Annotated in this window: 17 protein-coding genes; 9 read left to right on the plus strand and 8 right to left on the minus strand. The window is 69.0% G+C overall.

Features of this window, described 5'->3' with window-relative positions; translation table 11 throughout:
* Positions 1-10: 10 nt before the first annotated feature.
* The 7 genes from MKD38_RS04070 to MKD38_RS04100 all read left to right on the plus strand — a co-directional run bounded on the left by MKD38_RS04070 (position 11) and on the right by MKD38_RS04100 (position 8,006).
* Positions 11-484, plus strand: a complete 474-nt coding sequence (locus MKD38_RS04070) for a chemotaxis protein CheW (protein WP_252674780.1) — start codon at positions 11-13, stop codon at positions 482-484.
* Complete coding sequence (locus tag MKD38_RS04075; RefSeq protein WP_252674781.1) at positions 481-1,776, plus strand: CheR family methyltransferase; 1,296 nt, start codon at positions 481-483, stop codon at positions 1,774-1,776. The genes MKD38_RS04070 and MKD38_RS04075 overlap by 4 nt, the downstream gene beginning before the upstream one ends.
* Positions 1,769-2,479 (plus strand): chemotaxis protein CheW, encoded by a 711-nt coding sequence (locus MKD38_RS04080; RefSeq protein ID WP_252674782.1) that lies wholly within the window; start codon positions 1,769-1,771, stop codon positions 2,477-2,479. Before MKD38_RS04075 ends, MKD38_RS04080 begins: the two co-directional genes overlap by 8 nt.
* A complete protein-coding gene (locus tag MKD38_RS04085) occupies positions 2,476-4,785 on the plus strand; it encodes a hybrid sensor histidine kinase/response regulator (RefSeq protein WP_252674783.1) in 2,310 nt (769 codons plus the stop codon). Before MKD38_RS04080 ends, MKD38_RS04085 begins: the two co-directional genes overlap by 4 nt.
* Positions 4,782-5,819 carry a chemotaxis response regulator protein-glutamate methylesterase gene (locus MKD38_RS04090; RefSeq protein WP_252674784.1) on the plus strand — a complete coding sequence of 346 codons (1,038 nt, stop codon included), beginning with the start codon at positions 4,782-4,784 and terminating at the stop codon, positions 5,817-5,819. Before MKD38_RS04085 ends, MKD38_RS04090 begins: the two co-directional genes overlap by 4 nt.
* Positions 5,820-5,872: 53 nt before the next feature.
* On the plus strand, positions 5,873-6,907 hold the full coding sequence (locus tag MKD38_RS04095; protein WP_305882506.1) for a diguanylate cyclase: 1,035 nt from the start codon (positions 5,873-5,875) through the stop codon (positions 6,905-6,907).
* Positions 6,908-7,223: 316 nt separating this feature from the next.
* Positions 7,224-8,006: a DUF4397 domain-containing protein gene (locus MKD38_RS04100; protein ID WP_252674785.1), complete on the plus strand. Its 783-nt coding sequence runs from the start codon at positions 7,224-7,226 to the stop codon at positions 8,004-8,006.
* A 76-nt stretch (positions 8,007-8,082) separates the two neighbouring features.
* On the opposite strand, the gene MKD38_RS04105 is transcribed toward MKD38_RS04100, so the two are convergent.
* The 4 genes from MKD38_RS04105 to MKD38_RS04120 all read right to left on the minus strand — a co-directional run bounded on the left by MKD38_RS04105 (position 8,083) and on the right by MKD38_RS04120 (position 12,535).
* Positions 8,083-8,409: a helix-turn-helix transcriptional regulator gene (locus MKD38_RS04105; protein WP_252674786.1), complete on the minus strand. Its 327-nt coding sequence runs from the start codon at positions 8,407-8,409 to the stop codon at positions 8,083-8,085.
* 219 nt (positions 8,410-8,628) lie between these two features.
* Positions 8,629-10,131, minus strand: a complete 1,503-nt coding sequence (locus MKD38_RS04110) for a tripartite tricarboxylate transporter permease (protein ID WP_092310851.1) — start codon at positions 10,129-10,131, stop codon at positions 8,629-8,631.
* A 13-nt stretch (positions 10,132-10,144) separates the two neighbouring features.
* Entirely contained in the window at positions 10,145-10,606 is a 462-nt protein-coding gene (locus MKD38_RS04115; protein ID WP_115713725.1) for a tripartite tricarboxylate transporter TctB family protein, read from the minus strand.
* Between the two features lie 438 nt (positions 10,607-11,044).
* The gene (locus tag MKD38_RS04120) at positions 11,045-12,535 is read right to left on the minus strand and encodes an MATE family efflux transporter (RefSeq protein WP_252674787.1); all 1,491 of its coding nucleotides are present in this window, start codon (positions 12,533-12,535) and stop codon (positions 11,045-11,047) included.
* 259 nt (positions 12,536-12,794) lie between these two features.
* On the opposite strand from MKD38_RS04120, the gene MKD38_RS04125 reads away from it, so the two are divergent.
* Both MKD38_RS04125 and MKD38_RS04130 read left to right on the plus strand, forming a co-directional pair.
* Positions 12,795-13,583: an MHYT domain-containing protein gene (locus MKD38_RS04125; protein ID WP_252674788.1), complete on the plus strand. Its 789-nt coding sequence runs from the start codon at positions 12,795-12,797 to the stop codon at positions 13,581-13,583.
* Between the two features lie 121 nt (positions 13,584-13,704).
* Positions 13,705-15,132 (plus strand): NAD-dependent succinate-semialdehyde dehydrogenase, encoded by a 1,428-nt coding sequence (locus tag MKD38_RS04130; RefSeq protein WP_252674789.1) that lies wholly within the window; start codon positions 13,705-13,707, stop codon positions 15,130-15,132.
* 50 nt (positions 15,133-15,182) lie between these two features.
* On the opposite strand, the gene MKD38_RS04135 is transcribed toward MKD38_RS04130, so the two are convergent.
* Genes MKD38_RS04135 through ctaD form a run of 4 tightly spaced genes read right to left on the minus strand, consistent with a single transcriptional unit; the run spans position 15,183 to position 18,695 of the window.
* Positions 15,183-15,557: a cytochrome C oxidase subunit IV family protein gene (locus MKD38_RS04135; RefSeq protein WP_111516868.1), complete on the minus strand. Its 375-nt coding sequence runs from the start codon at positions 15,555-15,557 to the stop codon at positions 15,183-15,185.
* 8 nt (positions 15,558-15,565) lie between these two features.
* The gene (locus MKD38_RS04140) at positions 15,566-16,270 is read right to left on the minus strand and encodes a heme-copper oxidase subunit III family protein (protein ID WP_252674790.1); all 705 of its coding nucleotides are present in this window, start codon (positions 16,268-16,270) and stop codon (positions 15,566-15,568) included.
* A 23-nt stretch (positions 16,271-16,293) separates the two neighbouring features.
* Positions 16,294-16,941 carry a cytochrome c oxidase subunit 3 family protein gene (locus MKD38_RS04145; protein WP_092310872.1) on the minus strand — a complete coding sequence of 216 codons (648 nt, stop codon included), beginning with the start codon at positions 16,939-16,941 and terminating at the stop codon, positions 16,294-16,296.
* The gene (gene ctaD, locus MKD38_RS04150; protein WP_252674791.1) at positions 16,938-18,695 is read right to left on the minus strand and encodes a cytochrome c oxidase subunit I; all 1,758 of its coding nucleotides are present in this window, start codon (positions 18,693-18,695) and stop codon (positions 16,938-16,940) included. The genes MKD38_RS04145 and ctaD overlap by 4 nt, the downstream gene beginning before the upstream one ends.
* Positions 18,696-18,704 lie beyond the last annotated feature (9 nt).

The following is an 18,704-nucleotide window of genomic DNA, read 5'->3' on the forward strand; positions in this document are numbered from 1 at the left end:
CGCCGCCGCCATGAAACTCTTCCTGCTGTTCCGCCTCGGCGCCGACCACTACGCGCTCGATGCCGCCGAGGTGGCCGAGGTGCTGCCGCTGACGCGGCTGAAGCAGATTCCCGGCGCGCCGGCCTGGGTGGCGGGACTGATGCAGCGGCGCGGCCAGCCGGTGCCGGTGATCGACCTGCCCGCGCTGGCCACCGGCGTGCCCGCGGCGCTGCGCACCAGCACGCGCACGGTGCTGGTCCATTACCGCCGCGATGAAAGCGAGCCGGTGCGGCTGCTCGGCCTGCGCCTGGAGGCGGCCACCCAGACCCTGCGCTGCCCGGCGGAATCGTTCGTCGATGCCGGCATCGCCGGCGCCAGCCCGCGCTATCTCGGTCCGGTGCGGCATGACGCGCGCGGGCTGGTGCAATGGGTCAGGGTCGGCGCGCTGCTGCCGGACGACGTCCACGACATGCTGTTCGCCGGTGCCACCGGGGAGGCCGCGTGAGCACCGCCGCGCATATCGAGGCCCTGCTCAAGGCCCGCATCGGGCTCGATGCCGGCGCCATCGGCAGCGGCGCGGTGGCGCGCGCCGTGCGCGAGCGCCAGCAGGCGCGGCAGGCGCCCGATACCGAGGCCTACTGGCATCTGCTGCAGGGCACCGCCGACGAATTCCAGGCGCTGATCGAGGCCGTGGTGGTGCCCGAGACCTGGTTCTTCCGGCACCGCGAAGCCTTGCTGGCGCTGGGCCGCTTTGCCGCCGAGCGCGCCTTTGCCGACGGCCGGCGCACGCTGCGGCTGCTGAGCCTGCCCTGCTCCACCGGCGAAGAGCCGTATTCGATCGCCATGGCGCTGCTCGATGCGGGCGTGGCGCCCGGGCGCTTCTATATCGACGCGGTCGACATCAGCGCATGCGCGCTGGCGCGCGCGCGCCAGGCGCAATACGGTCCCAATGCCTTTCGCAGCGCGCCGCTCGACTTCCGCGACCGCTATTTCACCGCCACGCCGACCGGCTACGTGCTGGACCCGCGCGTGCGCGCGCAAGTGCGGCTGCTGCAGGGCAACCTGGTCGAGCCCGGCCTGCTGGCGGGCGAAGCGCCCTATGACTTCGTGTTCTGCCGCAACCTGCTGATCTACTTCGACGCCGCCGGACAACGGCAGGCGGTGCAGACGCTGGTGCGACTGACCATGGCCGACGGCCTGCTCTTCGTCGGGCCGGCCGAGGCCAGCGTGCTGAGCGCGCAGGGGCTGGAGCCGGTCGGCATCCCGCTGTCCTTTGCCTTCCGCAAGCCGGCGGCCGCAGTGCCGCGCGCCCGGGCCCCGTCCCACCCGCCGGTCCACGCCACCCAGCCGCCCCGCATGGCCGCGCCGCCGCGGCTGCCGCGCCCGCCAGCGACCCTGCGTCCGCCGGTGGTGCGCGCGCCCGCGCCGGCCGCAGCACCGGCCGCAAGGCCTGCGGCCGGCGCGCATGCGGACGCGCTGGCCGCCATCGCCGCCATGGCCGACCGCGGCGAACTGGATGCGGCCACCGCCGCCTGCCTGGGGCTGCTCGACCGTGCCGCGCCCGATGCCGATGGCACCGCGCTGGCCGATGCCTATGGCATGCTCGGCGTGCTGCACGACGCCGCCGGCCGCACCGCCCAGGCGCACGCGGCCTACCGCAAGGCGCTGTACCTGGATCCGTCGCACCAGGAAAGCCTGTATCACCTGGCCGCGCTGCTCGACACCGAAGGCGACCACGACGGCGCCATCCGCCTGCGCCAGCGCGCGCAGCGCCACACCCGCAAGCACCATGGCTGAGACCCAGGCCCATCCCTTTGCCACCGTGGTGCGCGCCGCGGGCGTGGACGACTGCTGGCGGCGCATCGGCGTGCGCGGCGACGGCAGCTGCCCGGCGCTGGCCGAGCACGCCCACTGCCGCAACTGCCCGACTTACGCGCAGGCCGCCGCAATGTTGCTTGACGCGCAGCAGCTCGACCAGGCCCTGCAAGAACTGCCGGATGCTGCCGACGACAGCGGCAACGACAGCAGCGACGACCATGCGCAGGACGCCAGCGCGCTGGCCTGCCTGGTGTTCCGCATCGGCGATGAATGGCTGGCGCTGCCCACCACCGCGCTGGGCGAAGTCACCGCGCCATGCCCGGTGCATTCGCTGCCGCACCGGCGCGATGCCGCGGTGCTGGGGCTGGCCGCGGTGCGCGGCAACCTGCTGGCCTGCCTGTCGCTGGCGCACCTGTTCGACCCGGGCGCGGCCCGGGCCGAGCTCGATGCCGCGGGCAGCCGTTTCCTCATCCTCGGACAAGGCCGCGCCGCGATCGCCCTGCCGGTGGCCGAGATCGCCGGCATCGTGCGCGTGCGGCGCGCCGCGCTGCAGCCGCTGCCGGCCACGCTGGCACGGGGCTCGGCCCGCTATGCGCAGGCGCTGTTTCTCCACCAGGGCCGCAGCGTCGGCCTGCTCGACGCCGCCCAGGTCCGCCAGGCGCTGGCACGGAGCCTGGCATGAATCCCGAACAACTGCGCGACGCCTCGCTGCTGGAGCTGTTTGCGCTCGAAGCCGACGCCCAGGCCGAGGTCCTCAACGCCGGCCTGCTGGCGCTGGAGCGCACCCCGGGCGCGCCCGCGCAGCTGGAGGCGTGCATGCGCGCGGCCCACTCGCTCAAGGGCGCGGCCCGCATCGTCGGGCTCGATGGCGGCGTGCGGCTGGCGCATGCGATGGAAGACTGCCTGGTCGCCGCGCAGGGCGGCATGCCGCTGGCCGCCGCGCATATCGATGCGCTGCTGCAAGGCACCGACCTGCTGCTGCGCATCGGCCATCCGCCGGGCGGCGACCCGGACTGGTCCGAGCAGGCCGGCCGCGCCGAGATCGACGCGGTGATACAACGACTGAGTTCGCTCGATGACGGCGGCGCGCCGGCGCAGCCGACTTCAACGCATGCGCCCGCTCCTGCAGCGGCGCCTGCCAGTCCTCCCGCCCCTCGGCCTGCCTTCGACGCCGAACCGGCGCCCTCTGCGCCGATTGCCGCGCACGCCGCGGACGGCCACGAGCGCATGCTGCGCATCAATGCCGAGGCGCTGGACCAGCTGCTGGCGCTGTCGGGCGAGGCCATGGTCGAATCGCACTGGCTGCGGCCGTTCGGCGCATCGCTGCAGAAGGCGCGGCGCCAGCAGGCGCGCGCGCTGCGCGCGGCCGACACGCTGCAGCAAGCCTTGCGCGAAACGCAGGATGGCGACGGCGCGCATGCATTGTCGGCGGCCCAGGCGGCGCTGGCCGAACTGCGCCAGCTGCTCGACGATGGTCACCAGCAACTGGCGGCGCGGCTGGACGAGTTCGAGCAGTACGACCATCGCGCCACGCGGCTCGCGCGCCGGCTCTACGACAGCGCGCTGGCCTCGCGCATGCGCCCGCTGTCCGATGGCCTGGCCGGCTACGCGCGCATGGTGCGCGACCTGGGCCGCGCGCTGGGCAAGTCCGTGCACCTGGAACTGTCCGGTGCCGGCACGCAGGTGGACCGCGACATCCTCGAGGCGCTCGATGCGCCGCTGGCCCACCTGCTGCGCAATGCCGTCGACCATGGCATCGAGGCGCCGGCGGTGCGCGCGGCGCAGGGCAAGCCGCCCGAGGGCGTCGTCACGCTGCACGCGCGCCACAACGCCGGCCGGCTGCAGATCGAGATCTGCGACGACGGCGCCGGGGTCGACCTGGAAGCGCTGCGGCGCGCCATCGTGCGGCGGCGGCTGGCCTCCGAAGACACGGCGGCGCGGCTGTCGCAGGCAGAGCTGCTCGACTTCCTGCTGCTGCCCGGCTTCAGCATGCGCGACACCGTCTCCGAAGTGTCCGGGCGCGGCGTCGGCCTCGACGCGGTGCAGGAGATGGTGCGCCGCGTGCGCGGCAGCCTGCGCCTGACGCAGCAGCCGGGCCACGGCCTGCACTTCAGCCTGGAGCTGCCGCTGACGCTGTCGGTGGTGCGCACGCTGCTGGTGGACGTGGCCGGCGAAGCCTATGCGTTCCCGCTGGGCCGCGTGCTGCGCGCCACCTCGGTGGCGCGCGGCGAGATCGAACAGACCGAAGGCCACCAGCACTTCCGCCACGAGGGCCGCGCCATCGGGCTGGTCAGCGCGGCGCAGGTGCTGCAGCGGCCCGGCGCCGACGCGCCGGCGCGCGCGCAGGTGCCGGTGGTGGTCATCGGCGAGGGCGAGCGCACCTATGGCATCGCGGTCGACCGCATGCTGGGCGAACGCCTGCTGGTGGTGCAGCCGCTGCCCGCGGCGCTGGGCAAGATCCGCGACATCGCCGCCGGCAGCCTGACCGACGACGGCACGCCAGTGCTGATCTTCGATGTCGAGGACATGATCCGCTCGGTCGAGAAGCTGGTCTCCGAAGGCCGCATCGAAGGCGTGCGCCAGGGCGCCGCGGCTAGCGTGCAGGCGCGCGCGCGCCGGGTGCTGGTGGTGGACGACTCGCTGACGGTGCGCGAGCTGCAGCGCAAGCTGCTGGCCGGACGCGGCTATGACGTGACGGTGGCGGTCGACGGCATGGACGGCTGGAACGTGCTGCGCGCCGAGCCCGTCGACCTGGTCATCACCGACATCGACATGCCGCGCATGGACGGAATCGAGCTGGTGCGCAGGATCCGCCAGGACGCTGCGCTGCGCCAGCTGCCGGTGATGGTGGTGTCGTACAAGGACCGCGAACAGGACCGCCAGCGCGGCCTGGAGGCCGGCGCGGACTATTATCTGGCCAAGGGCAGTTTCCACGACGCCGCGTTGCTCGACGCGGTCCAGGACCTGATCGGCGAGGCACGTCCATGAAAATCGGCATCGTCAATGATTCCGCGCTCGCGGTGGCCGCGCTGCGCCGCGCGCTGGCGCTGGACCCGTCGTTCGAGATCGCATGGATCGCCGGCGACGGCGCCCAGGCGGTGCAGATGGCCGCGCACCAGACCCCGGACCTGATCCTGATGGACCTGCTGATGCCGGTCATGGACGGGGTCGAGGCCACGCGCCGGATCATGGCCGCGACGCCGTGCGCCATCGTGGTGGTGACCATGGACCTGGGCCGCAACGCCACGCAGGTGTTCGACGCCATGGGCCATGGCGCCATTGACGCCGTCGACACCCCGACGCTGGCCGAGGCCGACGCGCAGCTGGCCGCGGGGCCGCTGCTGCGCAAGCTGCGCAACATCGCGCGCCTGCTGGCGGGCCGGGTGGCGCCGCAGCACGCGCTGGCGGTGGCGCCGCGCGCCGTCAGCGCGGCGCGGCTGGTGGCGATCGGCGCCTCGGCCGGCGGCCCGGCCGCGCTGGCCGCGCTGCTGGGCGCCCTGCCGGCGGACTTCGGCGCCGCGGTGGTCACCGTGCAGCATGTCGACGAGGCCTTTGCCGCCGGCATGGCCGACTGGCTCGACGGACAGTGCGCGCTGCCGGTGCGCATCGCCCGCGCCGGCGAGACCCCGCAGGCCGGCATCGTGCTGCTGGCCGGCACCAACGACCACCTGCGCCTGGCCAGCCCGAGCCGGCTGGCCTATACCGAACAACCCTGCGATTACCTTTACCGCCCCTCCATCGATGTGTTCTTCGAAAGCGTGGTGGAACACTGGCGCGGCGACGTGATCGGCGTGCTGCTCACCGGCATGGGGCGCGACGGCGCGCTGGGCCTGAAGGCCATGCGCGACCGCGGCTTCCTGACCATCGCCCAGGACCGCGCCACCAGCGCCGTGTACGGCATGCCCAAGGCTGCCGCCGCGCTCGGCGCCGCCGCCGAGATCCTGCCGCTGCCGCGCATCGCGCCGCGGCTGGTGCAGGCGTGCGGCCCGGCGGCGCTGTCCTGGCCCGCGCCCCCCGTCTGAAAGAATGCAACCGGTCCCAGGCCGCGCCGGGACCGAGAGAACAGGAATTGAACATGCAAACCGAATCCTCCAACCCCTCTGCCGTGTCCGCGCCGGCGTCCGCCACCGACAAGCAGGAATACCTGGCCATGGTGCTGCTGGTGGACGACCAGGCCATGGTCGGCGAAGCGGTGCGCCGCGCGCTCGCGACCGAGCCAGATATCGACTTCCATTACTGCTCGCAGCCCGAAGAAGCAGTGGCCGTGGCGCAGCGCACCAAGCCCACCGTGATCCTGCAGGACCTGGTGATGCCGGGCATGGACGGCCTGACGCTGGTGCAGCGCTACCGCGACAACCCGGCCACGCGCGATATCCCGATCATCGTGCTGTCGACCAAGGAAGAAGCCGCGACCAAGGGCGCGGCCTTTGCCGCCAGCGCCAACGACTACCTGGTCAAGCTGCCCGACAGCATCGAGCTGATCGCGCGCATCCGCTATCACTCGCGCTCTTACCTGAACCAGCTGCAGCGCGACGAAGCGTACCGCGCGCTGCGCCAGAGCCAGCAGCAGCTGCTGGAGACCAACCTCGAGCTGCAGCGCCTGACCAACTCGGACGGGCTGACCGGCTTGTCCAACCGGCGCTATTTCGACGAATACCTGGGCGCGGAATGGCGCCGGGCGCTGCGCGAGCAGACCGAGCTGGCGCTGCTGATGATCGATGTCGACGCCTTCAAGGCCTTTAACGACACCTATGGCCACGTTGCCGGCGACGACGTGCTGCGCCGCGTCGCCGCGGTGATCCGCGACAATTGCGCGCGCGCCACCGACCTGCCCGCGCGCTTTGGCGGCGAAGAGTTTGCCATGGTGCTGCCGGGCACCTCGCCCGGCGGCGTGCGGCTGCTGGCCGAAAAGGTGCGGCGCGCGGTGCAGGGGCTGGCCATCGCCCACAGCGGCTCGCCCGCACTCGACTGCGTCACCGTCAGTATCGGCGGCGCGGTGCTGGTGCCACAGCCCGACGCGCAGCCAAGCCAGCTGGTGAAAGCGGCCGATGCGGGCCTGTACCAGGCCAAGCGCAATGGCCGCAACCAGGTCATGATGTCGCCCGCCTGAGGCACGGCGGCAACAACCGGTTACACATCTGCACTGGCGACATGGCGGCCAGCGGCCGCGCCCCGTCGCGCCGCCGCGCTTGCGCTGCCAAGGCGCGCCGCCTGCCAGGCCCGCGCAGGCATCACTTCCTGTCGGAATCGTCCGACACTGAATTCGGAGCGTCGCGCCTGTCTGGCCTACGGCTTCAAACCTATCGTTGCATCACGGCAAGCGTGATCCCGCGCCTGCATACCAGATAGCAACTGGCCACGCGGCCGCCGCGATCCGCGCCGGCATGGGCCAGCTCGTCTCTGACTCTAACAGCAAGAGGTGACCCATGCTTCGATCCAAGACCCTTTTCCTCGGCCTCGCGCTGGCCGCGACCGCGGTGCTGACAGCGTGCGGCGGCGGCGATGACGGCATCGACGACCGCATCGGCCTGAGCAAGCCGAGCGTGCGCGTGATCCACGCCGTCACCGGCGGCCCCAATGTCGACGTGCTGCAGAACGGTGCGCTCACCAGCATGGTCAACAGGCCCTACAAGTTCGTCTCGACCTACTTCAACGTTGAAACCGGCAACCAGCTGATCTCGTTCAACACCGCCGGCACGCAGACCGAACTGGCCCGCGCCAGCCTGGTGGCGGCCACCGGCCACAAGTACACCGTGGTGGCGCTGCCTGGGGCGGCCACCGCGGAAACGGTGACGATCGACGATCCGTTCGGCAAGGGCCTGCTGTCGAACAAGGCGCGCGTTCGCTCGCTGAACGCATCGTTCAACGCGCAGAACATCGACATCTACGTGACCCTGCCCGCGATCGACCTGAACTCGGTCGCGCCGACCTTTGCCGCGGTGGGCTACAAGCAGGCTTCGCCGGCATCGGGCCAGGATTCGATCGACCTGGACGGCAACACCACCTACCGCCTGCGCATCACCCCGGCCGGCACCAAGACCGTGATCTTCGACTCGGGCGCGCTGACGCTGGCGAACAACGCCGACTGGCTGATCACCACCATCCCGTCGGATGGCATCGCCGGCCTGACGCCGAACAAGATCAAGGTGCTGGTGGCGCGTGGCGACGACGAGTCGCAAGCCGGCCTGGAACTGGTGACGACGCAATAACCGCTGTCGCGGTTGCCCGTGGCAGGCGGGCAGCAAGCGGGAGGCCGGTCCGGAGGGACCGGCCTCTTTTTTTGTCTTAAGGCTGGTCGTCGCGCCGCGCCGACGTTTCGTCGGCAGGTTCCAGTTCCGCCTTCAGCACGGCCAGGTGCGAGATATACGACTCCAGTTCGGCCCGCCCCTGCGCGGTGATGCAATACACGCGCCCACTGCCTTCGACCAGCTCGGCGGTGATGGCGCGCGCCATCATCAGGCTGCGAAGAATTGGCCGCAGCGAGCGGATGTTCTTGTCGATGCCGCGCTCGCGCAGCCGGTCGACCAGACTGAGCACCGTCGACGGGCTCGACTGGACCAGCTTGAGTACATAGATTCGTGAGAAAAACCGGTCAAGGGTAGGCGGTTTCATGGGCGCTGTCGGCGCACCCGATGGTGCGGGAATCCTGATCATCATGCGCAGCCCATGACTGCTGCCGCAGTCGGGCACTCTCTGGGAACAAGGCGGGTGAACGCGCGGCGCACGGCGCGCCCGCGAAAGAAAACGGGGTGCGCGAAGGCACCCCGAAAGCTTGCGTTGCTGGCGCCGGCCGCTTGCGGGGCCGGGGCCATTCCGGGGCGCTCGCTGGCGCTAGTCTTCCTGGAACGCTTCCTCGCGCTTGGCCTTGATCGACGGCAACGCCACCACTGCCACCAGCGCGGCGGCCGCGATCAGCAGGCCCACCGACAGCGGCCGGGTCACGAACACACTGAAGTCACCACGCGACAGCAGCAGCGTGCGGCGGAAGTTTTCTTCCATCATCGGACCCAGCACGAAACCGAGCAGCAGCGGTGCCGGTTCGCACTTCAGCTTCAGGAACAGGTAGCCGATCACGCCGAAGCCCGCGGCCATGAACACGTCGAAGGTCTGGTTGTTGACCGAGTACACGCCGATGCCGCAGAACACCAGGATCGCCGGGTACAGGAAGCGGTACGGCACGGTCAGCAGCTTCACCCAGATGCCGATCATCGGCAGGTTCAGGATGATCAGCATCAGGTTACCGATCCACATCGAGGCGATCAGGCCCCAGAACAGCGACGGGTTGCTGGTCATCACCTGCGGGCCGGGCTGGATGTTGTGGATGGTCATCGCCCCCACCATCAGCGCCATCACCGCATTGGGCGGAATGCCCAGCGTCAGCAGCGGGATGAACGAGGTCTGCGCCGCGGCGTTGTTGGCCGATTCCGGACCGGCCACGCCCTCGATCGCGCCCTTGCCGAACTCATGCGCGTTCTTGGAAGTCTTCTTCTCCAGCGAGTACGCCGCGAACGAAGCCAGCGAGGCACCGCCGCCCGGCAGGATGCCCAGCGCCGAGCCCAGCGCGGTGCCGCGCAGCACGGCTGGGATCATGCGCTTGAAGTCCTCCCTGGTCGGGAACAGGTTGGTGACCTTGTTGGTGAAGGTCTCGCGGGCTTCCTTCTGCTCCAGGTTGGCGATGATCTCGGCAAAGCCGAACATGCCCATCGCCAGTGCGACGAAGTCGATGCCGTCGGTCAGCTCCGGCACATCGAACGAGAAGCGCGCGGCGCCCGAGTTGACGTCGGTGCCGATCAGCCCCAGCAGCAGGCCCAGCACGATCATCGCGATCGCCTTGGGCAGCGAGCCGGAAGCCAGCACCACGGCGCCGATCAGGCCCAGCACCATCAGCGAGAAATACTCGGCCGGACCGAACTTGAAGGCGATCTCCGACAGCGGCGTGGCGAACGCGGCCAGGATCAGCGTGGCCACGCAGCCGGCGAAGAACGAGCCCAGGCCCGCGGTGGCCAGCGCCACCCCTGCCCTTCCTCGTCTTGCCATCTGGTAGCCGTCGATGGTGGTCACCACCGACGACGATTCGCCCGGCAGGTTCACCAGGATGGCGGTGGTCGAGCCGCCGTACTGCGCGCCGTAGTAGATGCCGGCCAGCATGATCAGCGCGGCCACCGGCGGCAGCGTGTAGGTGATCGGCAGCAGCATGGCGATGGTGGCCAGCGGCCCCAGGCCCGGCAGCACGCCGATCAGCGTGCCCAGCACGCAGCCCAGGAAGGCGTAGGCCAGGTTCTGCAGCGACAGCGCGGTGGAGAAACCCAGCGCGAGATGTTCAAACAATTCCATGATGCGGCGCTCCTTAACCGGTGATGAAGGCCGGCCACACCGGCATCTGCAGGTTGATGCCGTACACGAAGGCGCCCAGGCTGATCAGCACCAGCACCACCGCGTTGAGCAGCGCCCCCTTCCAGCTGAACTCGTGGCTGGCCATCGACGACACCAGCACCAGCACGAACACCGACAGCACCATGCCCAGCGGCTTGAGCAGCAGGCCGAACAACACCACCGAGCCGAGGATCCACAGCAACGTCTTCAGGTCCCAGCGGGCCAGGTGGTCCTGCTCGCCCTTGGGCGACAGCGAGGCCAGCAGCACCACCGCCCCCAGCACCGCGAGCACCAGGCCCAGCAGGAATGGAAAGTATCCGGGTCCCATCTTGGCGGCCGTCCCCATGGAATAGCCGCGAGCGACCCAGGAAAAGCCCAGCCCGACCAGAATGAACATCAGGCCGGAGGCAAAGTCCTTTTGGCTGCGTATGCGCAAAACGATTCTCCTCAAAGTTCACGAAATGCCGTGCCGGGGACGCACCGGCTCAGGTGCGCGAAGACATGCTCCCCGACGGTTGACCCGAACCTTAGAGACGTGATCTTTCAGGTGCCTTTCATTTGTCCTGTTTTAGGGGTATTTACCAATGACCCCTTAAAACAAGGCAAATCCAGTCGCATGGCGCGAGCAAATACATCACAACGTGATGTATTTTTCCAATCAGACAAAGGAGGGAAATCGGACAGGAACGTCAGGCCAACAAGACGGCGCGCGCACTTGCATCAAGGCAAGGCGCGGCCGCGAAGACGCGCATCGCTGCCGTGCCGGGCAGCCCGCGCGTATGCTGGGAGGGAGAGCCAGCAATGACACGATGACACATCGGTCTTTCGAAAGGCTTTCAATGCCAGGCCTTCTGCGCGGGGACGTTCGATGCCATCAGCGCGCGGCTTCGGTCGCAGGTGTTGCGGCGCCGGCCGGCTCGACGACCTCGCCGGCGTCTTCGCACGGTGTGCCCATGCTGGTATCGGGCGCCTGCCCCACGGCCTCCGCCGGATGCGGCGCGACGGGCAGGATCTGGCTGCCGCGCCAGTTGCCGTAGCGGTAGTAGCTAATCGCCAGCCCCAGCGACACCACCGAGCCGAGCGGAAAGCTCCACCAGATCGCGTCGGCGCCGAGGCGCGGGCCCAGCGCCCAGGCGAACGGCAGCCGGATCACCCACATCGACAGGAACAGGATCACCAGCGGCGCCATCACCGCGCCGGTGGCGCGCACCGTGCCGAAGATGACGATGGTGAAGCCGAACAGGATGAACGACCACAGCACCACCACGTTGATATGCTGCGCGATGCCGATGGCGACGCCATCGGTGCCGAGGAACAGGCCCAGCGAATGGCGGTTGAACAGGTAGATCAGCGCCACCAGCGCCCCTGTCATCGCCACGTTGAACAGCAGCCCCATGCGCGTGATGCGCGCCACGCGCTGCCACAGCCCGGCGCCGACGTTCTGCGCCACCATCGACGATACGCTCGCGCCCACCGCCAGCGCGGGCATCTGCACATAGGTCCACAGCTGCGACGCCACGCCGTAGGCGGCGGTGGTCTGCGAGCCATAGGCGTTGACCAGCGCCATCATCACGATCGCGGACGACGAGATCACCACCATCTGCAGCCCCATCGGCAGGCCCCTGACCACCAGCGCGCGCAGGATCGCCGGGTCCGGCAGCAGCAGCGCCAGCTGGCCACGGTGCAGCAGCAGGAAATGCCGGCGCCGGTACAACAGCGCCATCATCGCCGCCAGGCTCGCCAGCTGGGCGATCAGCGTGGCCAGCGCCGAGCCGGCGATACCCATGGCGGGGATCGGGCCCACGCCGAAGATCAGCACCGGGTTGAGCGCGACGTCCAGCACCACCGACAGCAGCATGAACCAGAACGGCGTGCGCGAATCGCCGGCGCCGCGCAGCGTCATCATCACGAAGTTGTAGAAGTACATGAACGGCAGCGCCAGGAAGATGATGCGCAGGTAGGCCACCGCCAGCGGCGCGGCATCGGGCGGGGTACGCATCGCCGCGAGGATGTCGGGGGTGTAGAAGTAGCCAAGCGCCGACGCCAGCACCGACAGCGCGACGAAGAAGGTGGTGCTGGTGCCGACCACGCGCCGCGCCTCGTCGATGTCGCGCGCGCCGACGGCCTGGCCGACCATGATGGTGTTGGCCATGCTGATGCCGAACACCACGCCCAGCAGGAAGAACAGGATGATGTTGGCGTTGGAGGTGGCGGTCAGCGCGGCCTCGCCCAGGAAGCGCCCGACCCAGACCGAATTGATCGACGCGTTAAGCGACTGCAGGATGTTGCTGCCGAGCACCGGCAGCGAGAACAGCAGCAAGGTCCGGCCGATCGGGCCGGTGGTCAGTCTGGCATCGGGCTTCATGGGGCGTCGCGAGGCGGAAATCCGGCCAGTCTATTCCTGCCCCCGGGGCGCATACAAGTCTGCGCAGACGCGCAAGCCCTCCGCCCTCGCCCGCCTTTTTACCTGAATGAGTTATTTCCGGCCGATGGCCGGCGACGCATACTCCGGCTGGGACCAGCGCGTCCCGGGCCGGCTGCCGGACGGGTGGTTATCCGGGCTTATCCGGATGGATCCGGCATGCGAGCGCCTTCCGCCGCAGTCAAAACAAGGAGGTGGGGTCATGTTTGTCGGATTCGAGCCTGTTGCCGGCGCCCTGGTGCCGTTTGCCTATGACTGGCCGATGGTGGGCCTGTCGTTCCTGATCTCGGTGTGCGGCGCCTATGTCGGCCTGCGCTGGTCGCGCCGGGTGCGCCTGCCCGACGGGCGCCTGGACGTCGACCGGCTGCTGTGCGCCAGCGTGGCGCTGGGCGGCGGCGCGGTCTGGTCGATGCATTTCATCGGCATGGTGGCCTACCAGACCCCGACCCACCGCGAGTTCGGGCTGTTCACCACGCTGGCCTCGCTGCTGGTGGTGATGGTGCTGGCCGGGGCCGGCCTGGCGCTCGCGTCGCGCCCGCGCGGCAGCCGCAGCGCCAATGTGGTCCAGGGCGGCGTGCTGACCGGGCTGGGCGTGGTGGCGATGCACTACACCGGCATGGCCGCGATCCGCTCCAACACCCGCTTCGACTGGGATCTCGCCATCATCGGGCTGTCGGTGGTGATCGCCGTGGTGGTGTCGGTGGTGGCACTGTGGCTGGCGATCACGGTGAAGACCGGCGGCAAGCAGCTGGCGGCGGCCGTGGTGATGGGGGTGGCAGTCTGCGGCATGCACTACACCGGCATGTCGGCCGGCACCATGATCTGCACCAGCCCGACCTACGCGCCCAGTCTGTTTGCGATCGAGGGCGACAGCATCGGCTATGCGGTGTTCGGGCTGACGCTGATTACGCTGCTGGTGATCCTGGTGGTCGAGGCCACCCGCAGCGGCGCCGATGCCATGGCGGTGGCAAGGACGCGCGACACCGCCTGAGCCCGACGCTCCCCCGGCGGGGCCATTCCCGCACATTCCTGCTGGGCCAGCACCCGGCGCGCTGCATGAACGCGGCGGCCGGGTTAAGCTTGCGCTTTCACCGCCCACCAGGAGAACACGCATGTACCAGGATCTCGCCCTCTATATCGACGGGGAATTCATCAAGGGAGGCGACCGGCGCGAGCAGGAGGTCATCAACCCGGCCACGCAGGAAGTGCTGGGCCAGCTGCCGCACGCCACGCGCGCCGACCTGGACCGCGCCCTGGCCGCCGCGCAGCGCGCCTTCGAAAGCTGGAAGAAGACCTCGCCGCTGGAGCGCGGCAAGATCCTGCGCCGCGTCGGCGAACTCGCGCGCGAGCGCGCCCGCGACATCGGCCGCAATATCACGCTGGACCAGGGCAAGCCGCTGGCCGAGGCGGTCGGCGAGATCATGGTCTGCGCCGAGCACGCCGACTGGCACGCCGAGGAATGCCGCCGCATCTACGGTCGCGTGATCCCGCCGCGCCAGCCCAATGTGCGCCAGCTGGTGGTGCGCGAGCCGATCGGCGTCTGCGCCGCGTTCACGCCGTGGAACTTCCCCTTCAACCAGGCCATCCGCAAGATCGTCGCCGCGGTGGGCGCGGGCTGCACGCTGATCCTGAAGGGACCCGAGGACTCGCCCAGCGCGGTGGTGGCGCTGGCGCAGCTGTTCCACGACGCCGGCCTGCCGCCGGGCGTGCTCAACATCGTCTGGGGCGTGCCCGCCGAGGTCTCGACCTACCTGATCGAATCGCCGATCGTGCGCAAGATCTCGTTCACCGGCTCGGTGCCGGTGGGCAAGCAGCTGGCGGCGCTGGCCGGCGCGCACATGAAGCGCGTGACCATGGAGCTGGGCGGGCATTCGCCGGTGCTGGTGTTCGACGATGCCGACATCGACCCGGCCGCCGAGATGCTGGCGCGCTTCAAGCTGCGCAATGCCGGCCAGGTATGCGTGTCGCCCACGCGCTTCTACGTCCAGGAGAAGGCCTATGAACGCTTCCTGGCGCGCTTCACCGAGGTGATCGGCTCGATCAAGGTTGGCAACGGCCTGGAAGACGGCACCCAGATGGGCCCGCTGGCGCACGAGCGCCGGGTCCTGTCGATGGAGCAGTTCCTGGACGATGCCAGCCAGCGCGGCGGCAAGGTGGTGGCGGGCGGCTCGCGCCTGGGCGACAAGGGCTACTTCTTCGCGCCGACCGTGGTCACCGACCTGCCCGATGACGCGCGCCTGATGACCGACGAACCCTTCGGCCCGGTGGCGCCGGTGACGCGCTTCAAGGACACCGCCGAGGTACTGCGTCGCGCCAACAGCCTGCCCTTCGGCCTGGCGTCCTACGTGTTCACCAACTCGCTGAAGACCGCGACCGAGGTATCCAACGGCCTGGAGGCCGGCATGGTCAACATCAACCACTTCGGCATGGCGCTGGCCGAAACTCCGTTCGGCGGCATCAAGGATTCGGGCATCGGCAGCGAAGGCGGCCTGGAGACCTTCGACGGTTACCTGGTGACGAAGTTCATCACCCAGGTCTGAGCAAGGCGGCCTGCCGCCGGCGCCCTCCCGGGCCCGGCGGCGCCTCCCCGTCAGCGGAAGAAGATGCCGCGCGTCAGGAACGTATGATTCGCTTCTTCCGCCATCAGCCAGACCAGCACCAGCAGGCATAGCGGCGGGATCAGGATGGCGCAGATCAGCGCCATGCGCTCCCATGCCATGTGCATGAACACCGCCACGATCAGCCCCGCCTTCAGGCTCATGAACAGCAGGATCAGGGTCCAGCGCAGGTAGCCGCTGACATGGAAGTAATCGACCATGTAGGACAGCGCGGACAGCACGAACAGCAGCAGCCAGATCTTCAGGTACAGCCCGATCGGATGCTGCTGGCCGTGGTGCGCGGCGTCCGCGCCAGTGGCATGCGGGGGCGTTGCCGGCGCCGCGGGGGTTGCAGGGTTCGATGCCATGGCCACCCTCACCAGAGATAGAACAGCGCAAAGATAAACACCCACACCAGGTCGACGAAGTGCCAGTACAGGCCGGCAATCTCGACGATCTGGTAGTTGCCGGTGGCCTCGTAGCGCCCGCGCAGCACGCGCATGGCCACCACCAGCAGGTAGATCACGCCGCACGACACGTGCAGGCCGTGGAAGCCCGTGATCATGAAGAAGGTCGAGCCGAACTGCGCCGCCCCCATCGGGTTGCCCCAGGGCCGCACGCCCTCGTCGACGATCAGCTTGGTCCATTCGAACGCCTGCATGCCGACGAACAGCGCGCCGAACGCCGCGGTGACGAACATCAGCGTCGCGCATTCGCGCCGTGCGCGCCGGTAGGCGAAGTTGACCGCCATCGCCATGGTGCCGCTGCTGGTGATCAGCACGAAGGTCATGATCGCGATCAGCAGCAGCGGGATGTCGGCGCCGCCCACATGCAGCGCGAACACCTCGCTCGGGTTGGGCCACGGCACCGTGGTCGACATGCGCACGGTCATGTAGCCGGTCAGGAAGCAGCTGAAGACGAAGGTGTCGGACAGCAGGAAGATCCACATCATCGCCTTGCCCCACGACACCTTGAAGGCCTGCTGGTCCGACGACCAGTCGGCCAGCATGCCGCGCACGCCGCTGACCGGTGGCGCGGGCGCCGCGGGGGCGGCCGATGGTGAAGACAGTTGCGTGGACATGCCGGTCCTCCTTGCCGCCGGCGCTAGGCCGTGCCGCAGATGTAGCGCACCAGTTCGGGCGTGAGCCATCCCAGCGCCGCCAGCAGCACCGCCCACACCGCCAGCAGGAAATGCCAGTAGCGCGCGCACAGCCGCAGGCGCAGCACCGCGGCCTCGCCGCTGCCGCGTGCCGTCATGGCGAAGCCCCAGCCCGCCAGGCCGCCCAGCACGTGCAGCCCGTGCATCGCCGTCAGCAGGTAGAAGAAGCTGCCGGCCGGATTGCCAGCCGGCATCACCTGCATCGCGCCCAGCGCCTGCCAGGCCCACAGCTGCGACGCGACAAAAGCGGCCGCCCCCAGCCCGCCCAGGCGCAACGCGCGCCGTGCCGCGGCCATCTCGCCCCGGCCCGCCGCGCGCGAGGCCACCGCCATCGCCACGCTGCCCGCGGCCAGCAGCGCGGTCGACAGCCATACCTGCCACGGCAGCGCGATGCGGTGCCAGTCAGGGCTGTCCATGCGCAGCGCGTAGGCGGTCAGGAACAGCGCGAACAGCGACGTGACCACGCCCATGAATACCCACAGGCCGATACTGGCCGGCGCACGGCGCTGCGGATGGCGGTTGGCGGCGTTCTCGCCCGAGGGGTTGCCGCCGAAGTCGTCGCGGCTGACCTTGTAGACGGCGTCGGCGTTCATGCTACGGCTCCACGGCTGGCGTGCGGCTCAGGCTCGGCACCGCCCTGCTCGGGCGGCGCGTTCTGCGCGATAAAGTCGTCGCGCGCGCCCGGCACGCTGTAGGCATAGGCCCAGCGGTACACCACCGGCAGGTGCGGGCCCCAGTTGCCGTGCGCGGGCGGGGTCTGCGGCGTCTGCCACTCCAGCGAGGCTGCGCGCCACGGGTTGCCGTCGGCCTTGCGCCCGTGCCGCAGGCTCCAGAACAGGTTGAAGACAAAGATCAGCTGCGCCGTGGCGACAACGAACGCCGCCACCGAGATATACATGTTCATCACGTGCGCCGATTCCGGGATAAAGGCGTAGTTCTCGTAGGCGTAGTAGCGCCGCGGCATGCCCAGCACGCCGAGGTAGTGCATCGGGAAGAAGATGGCATAGGTGCCGACGAAGGTGACCCAGAAGTGGATGCGGCCCATGCTGTCGTCCAGCATCCGCCCGGTCACCTTGGGATACCAGTGGTAGAGCCCGCCGAACACCACCAGGATCGGCGACACGCCCATCACCATGTGGAAATGCGCCACCACGAAGTAGGTATTCGACAGCGGGATGTCGACGCTGACGTTGCCCAGGAACAGCCCGGTCAGCCCGCCGATGATGAAGGTGCTGATGAAGGCGATGGCGAACAGCATCGGCACGGTGAAGTGGATATCGCCGCGCCATAGCGTGATGACCCAGTTGTAGACCTTGATCGCGGTCGGGATCGCGATGATCAGGGTGGTGGTGGCGAAGAAGAAGCCGAAGTACGGGTTCATGCCGCTGACGAACATATGGTGCGCCCACACCACCACCGACAGCACGCCGATCGCCAGGATCGCCCAGACCATGGTGCGGTAGCCGAAGATGCTCTTGCGCGAATGCACGCTGATCAGGTCCGAGACGATGCCGAACGCCGGCAGTGCGACGATATAGACCTCGGGATGGCCGAAGAACCAGAACAGGTGCTGGAACAGCAGCGGGCTGCCGCCCTTGTACTGCAGTTGCTGCCCCATCGACACCATCGCCGGCATGAAGAAGCTGGTGCCCATGGTCTTGTCGAGCAGCATCATCACCGCCGACACGAACAGCGCCGGAAACGCCAGCAGCGCCAGGATGGTGGCCATGAAGATGCCCCACACCGACAGCGGCATGCGCAGCAGCGTCATGCCCTCGGTGCGCGCCTGCAGCACCGTGGTGACGTAGTTCAGCCCGCCCATCGTGGCGGCGACGATGAAGATCGCCAGCGACACCAGCATCAGGATGATGCCCCAGTCGTGCCCTGGGGTGCCGGGCAGGATGGCCTGCGGCGGGTATAGCGTCCAGCCCGCGCCGGTGGGTCCGCCGGGCACGAAGAAACTGGCCAGCAGCACGATCACCGACAGCAGGTAGACCCAGAAGCTGAGCATGTTGAGGAACGGGAACACCATGTCGCGCGCCCCCACCATCAGCGGGATCAGGTAGTTGCCGAAACCGCCCAGGAACAGCGCGGTCAGCAGGTAGATCACCATGATCATGCCGTGCATGGTGACGAACTGGTAGTAGCGGTTGGCGTCGATGAACTCGAAGCGGCCGGGGAAGCCCAGCTGCATGCGCATCAGGTTAGACAGCGCCACGCCCACCAGGCCCACCACGATCGCCACGATGGTGTATTGCACGGCGATGACCTTGTGGTCCTGGCTCCAGACATAGCGCGTCCAGAAGCTCTGCGGCGCGTGATGGGCGGCGTCATCGGCATAGGCCATGCAGGTCTC

The sequence above is a fragment of the Cupriavidus sp. WGlv3 genome (assembly GCF_023952475.1).
In the GTDB taxonomy this organism is placed as follows: Bacteria; Pseudomonadota; Gammaproteobacteria; order Burkholderiales; family Burkholderiaceae; genus Cupriavidus; species Cupriavidus phytorum.

Excerpts from the sequence above, each read along its gene's own strand:
- MKD38_RS04070 (WP_252674780.1), top strand. The coding sequence starts at position 11 with ATGAAACTCTTCCTGCTGTTCCGCCTCGGCGCCGACCACTACGCGCTC.
- MKD38_RS04080 (WP_252674782.1), top strand. The coding sequence starts at position 1,769 with ATGGCTGAGACCCAGGCCCATCCCTTTGCCACCGTGGTGCGCGCCGCG.
- MKD38_RS04085 (WP_252674783.1), top strand. The coding sequence starts at position 2,476 with ATGAATCCCGAACAACTGCGCGACGCCTCGCTGCTGGAGCTGTTTGCG.
- MKD38_RS04090 (WP_252674784.1), top strand. The coding sequence starts at position 4,782 with ATGAAAATCGGCATCGTCAATGATTCCGCGCTCGCGGTGGCCGCGCTG.
- MKD38_RS04095 (WP_305882506.1), top strand. The coding sequence starts at position 5,873 with ATGCAAACCGAATCCTCCAACCCCTCTGCCGTGTCCGCGCCGGCGTCC.
- MKD38_RS04100 (WP_252674785.1), top strand. The coding sequence starts at position 7,224 with ATGCTTCGATCCAAGACCCTTTTCCTCGGCCTCGCGCTGGCCGCGACC.
- MKD38_RS04105 (WP_252674786.1), bottom strand. The coding sequence starts at position 8,409 with ATGAAACCGCCTACCCTTGACCGGTTTTTCTCACGAATCTATGTACTC.
- MKD38_RS04110 (WP_092310851.1), bottom strand. The coding sequence starts at position 10,131 with ATGGAATTGTTTGAACATCTCGCGCTGGGTTTCTCCACCGCGCTGTCG.
- MKD38_RS04120 (WP_252674787.1), bottom strand. The coding sequence starts at position 12,535 with ATGAAGCCCGATGCCAGACTGACCACCGGCCCGATCGGCCGGACCTTG.
- MKD38_RS04125 (WP_252674788.1), top strand. The coding sequence starts at position 12,795 with ATGTTTGTCGGATTCGAGCCTGTTGCCGGCGCCCTGGTGCCGTTTGCC.
- MKD38_RS04130 (WP_252674789.1), top strand. The coding sequence starts at position 13,705 with ATGTACCAGGATCTCGCCCTCTATATCGACGGGGAATTCATCAAGGGA.
- MKD38_RS04135 (WP_111516868.1), bottom strand. The coding sequence starts at position 15,557 with ATGGCATCGAACCCTGCAACCCCCGCGGCGCCGGCAACGCCCCCGCAT.
- MKD38_RS04140 (WP_252674790.1), bottom strand. The coding sequence starts at position 16,270 with ATGTCCACGCAACTGTCTTCACCATCGGCCGCCCCCGCGGCGCCCGCG.
- MKD38_RS04145 (WP_092310872.1), bottom strand. The coding sequence starts at position 16,941 with ATGAACGCCGACGCCGTCTACAAGGTCAGCCGCGACGACTTCGGCGGC.
- ctaD (WP_252674791.1), bottom strand. The coding sequence starts at position 18,695 with ATGGCCTATGCCGATGACGCCGCCCATCACGCGCCGCAGAGCTTCTGG.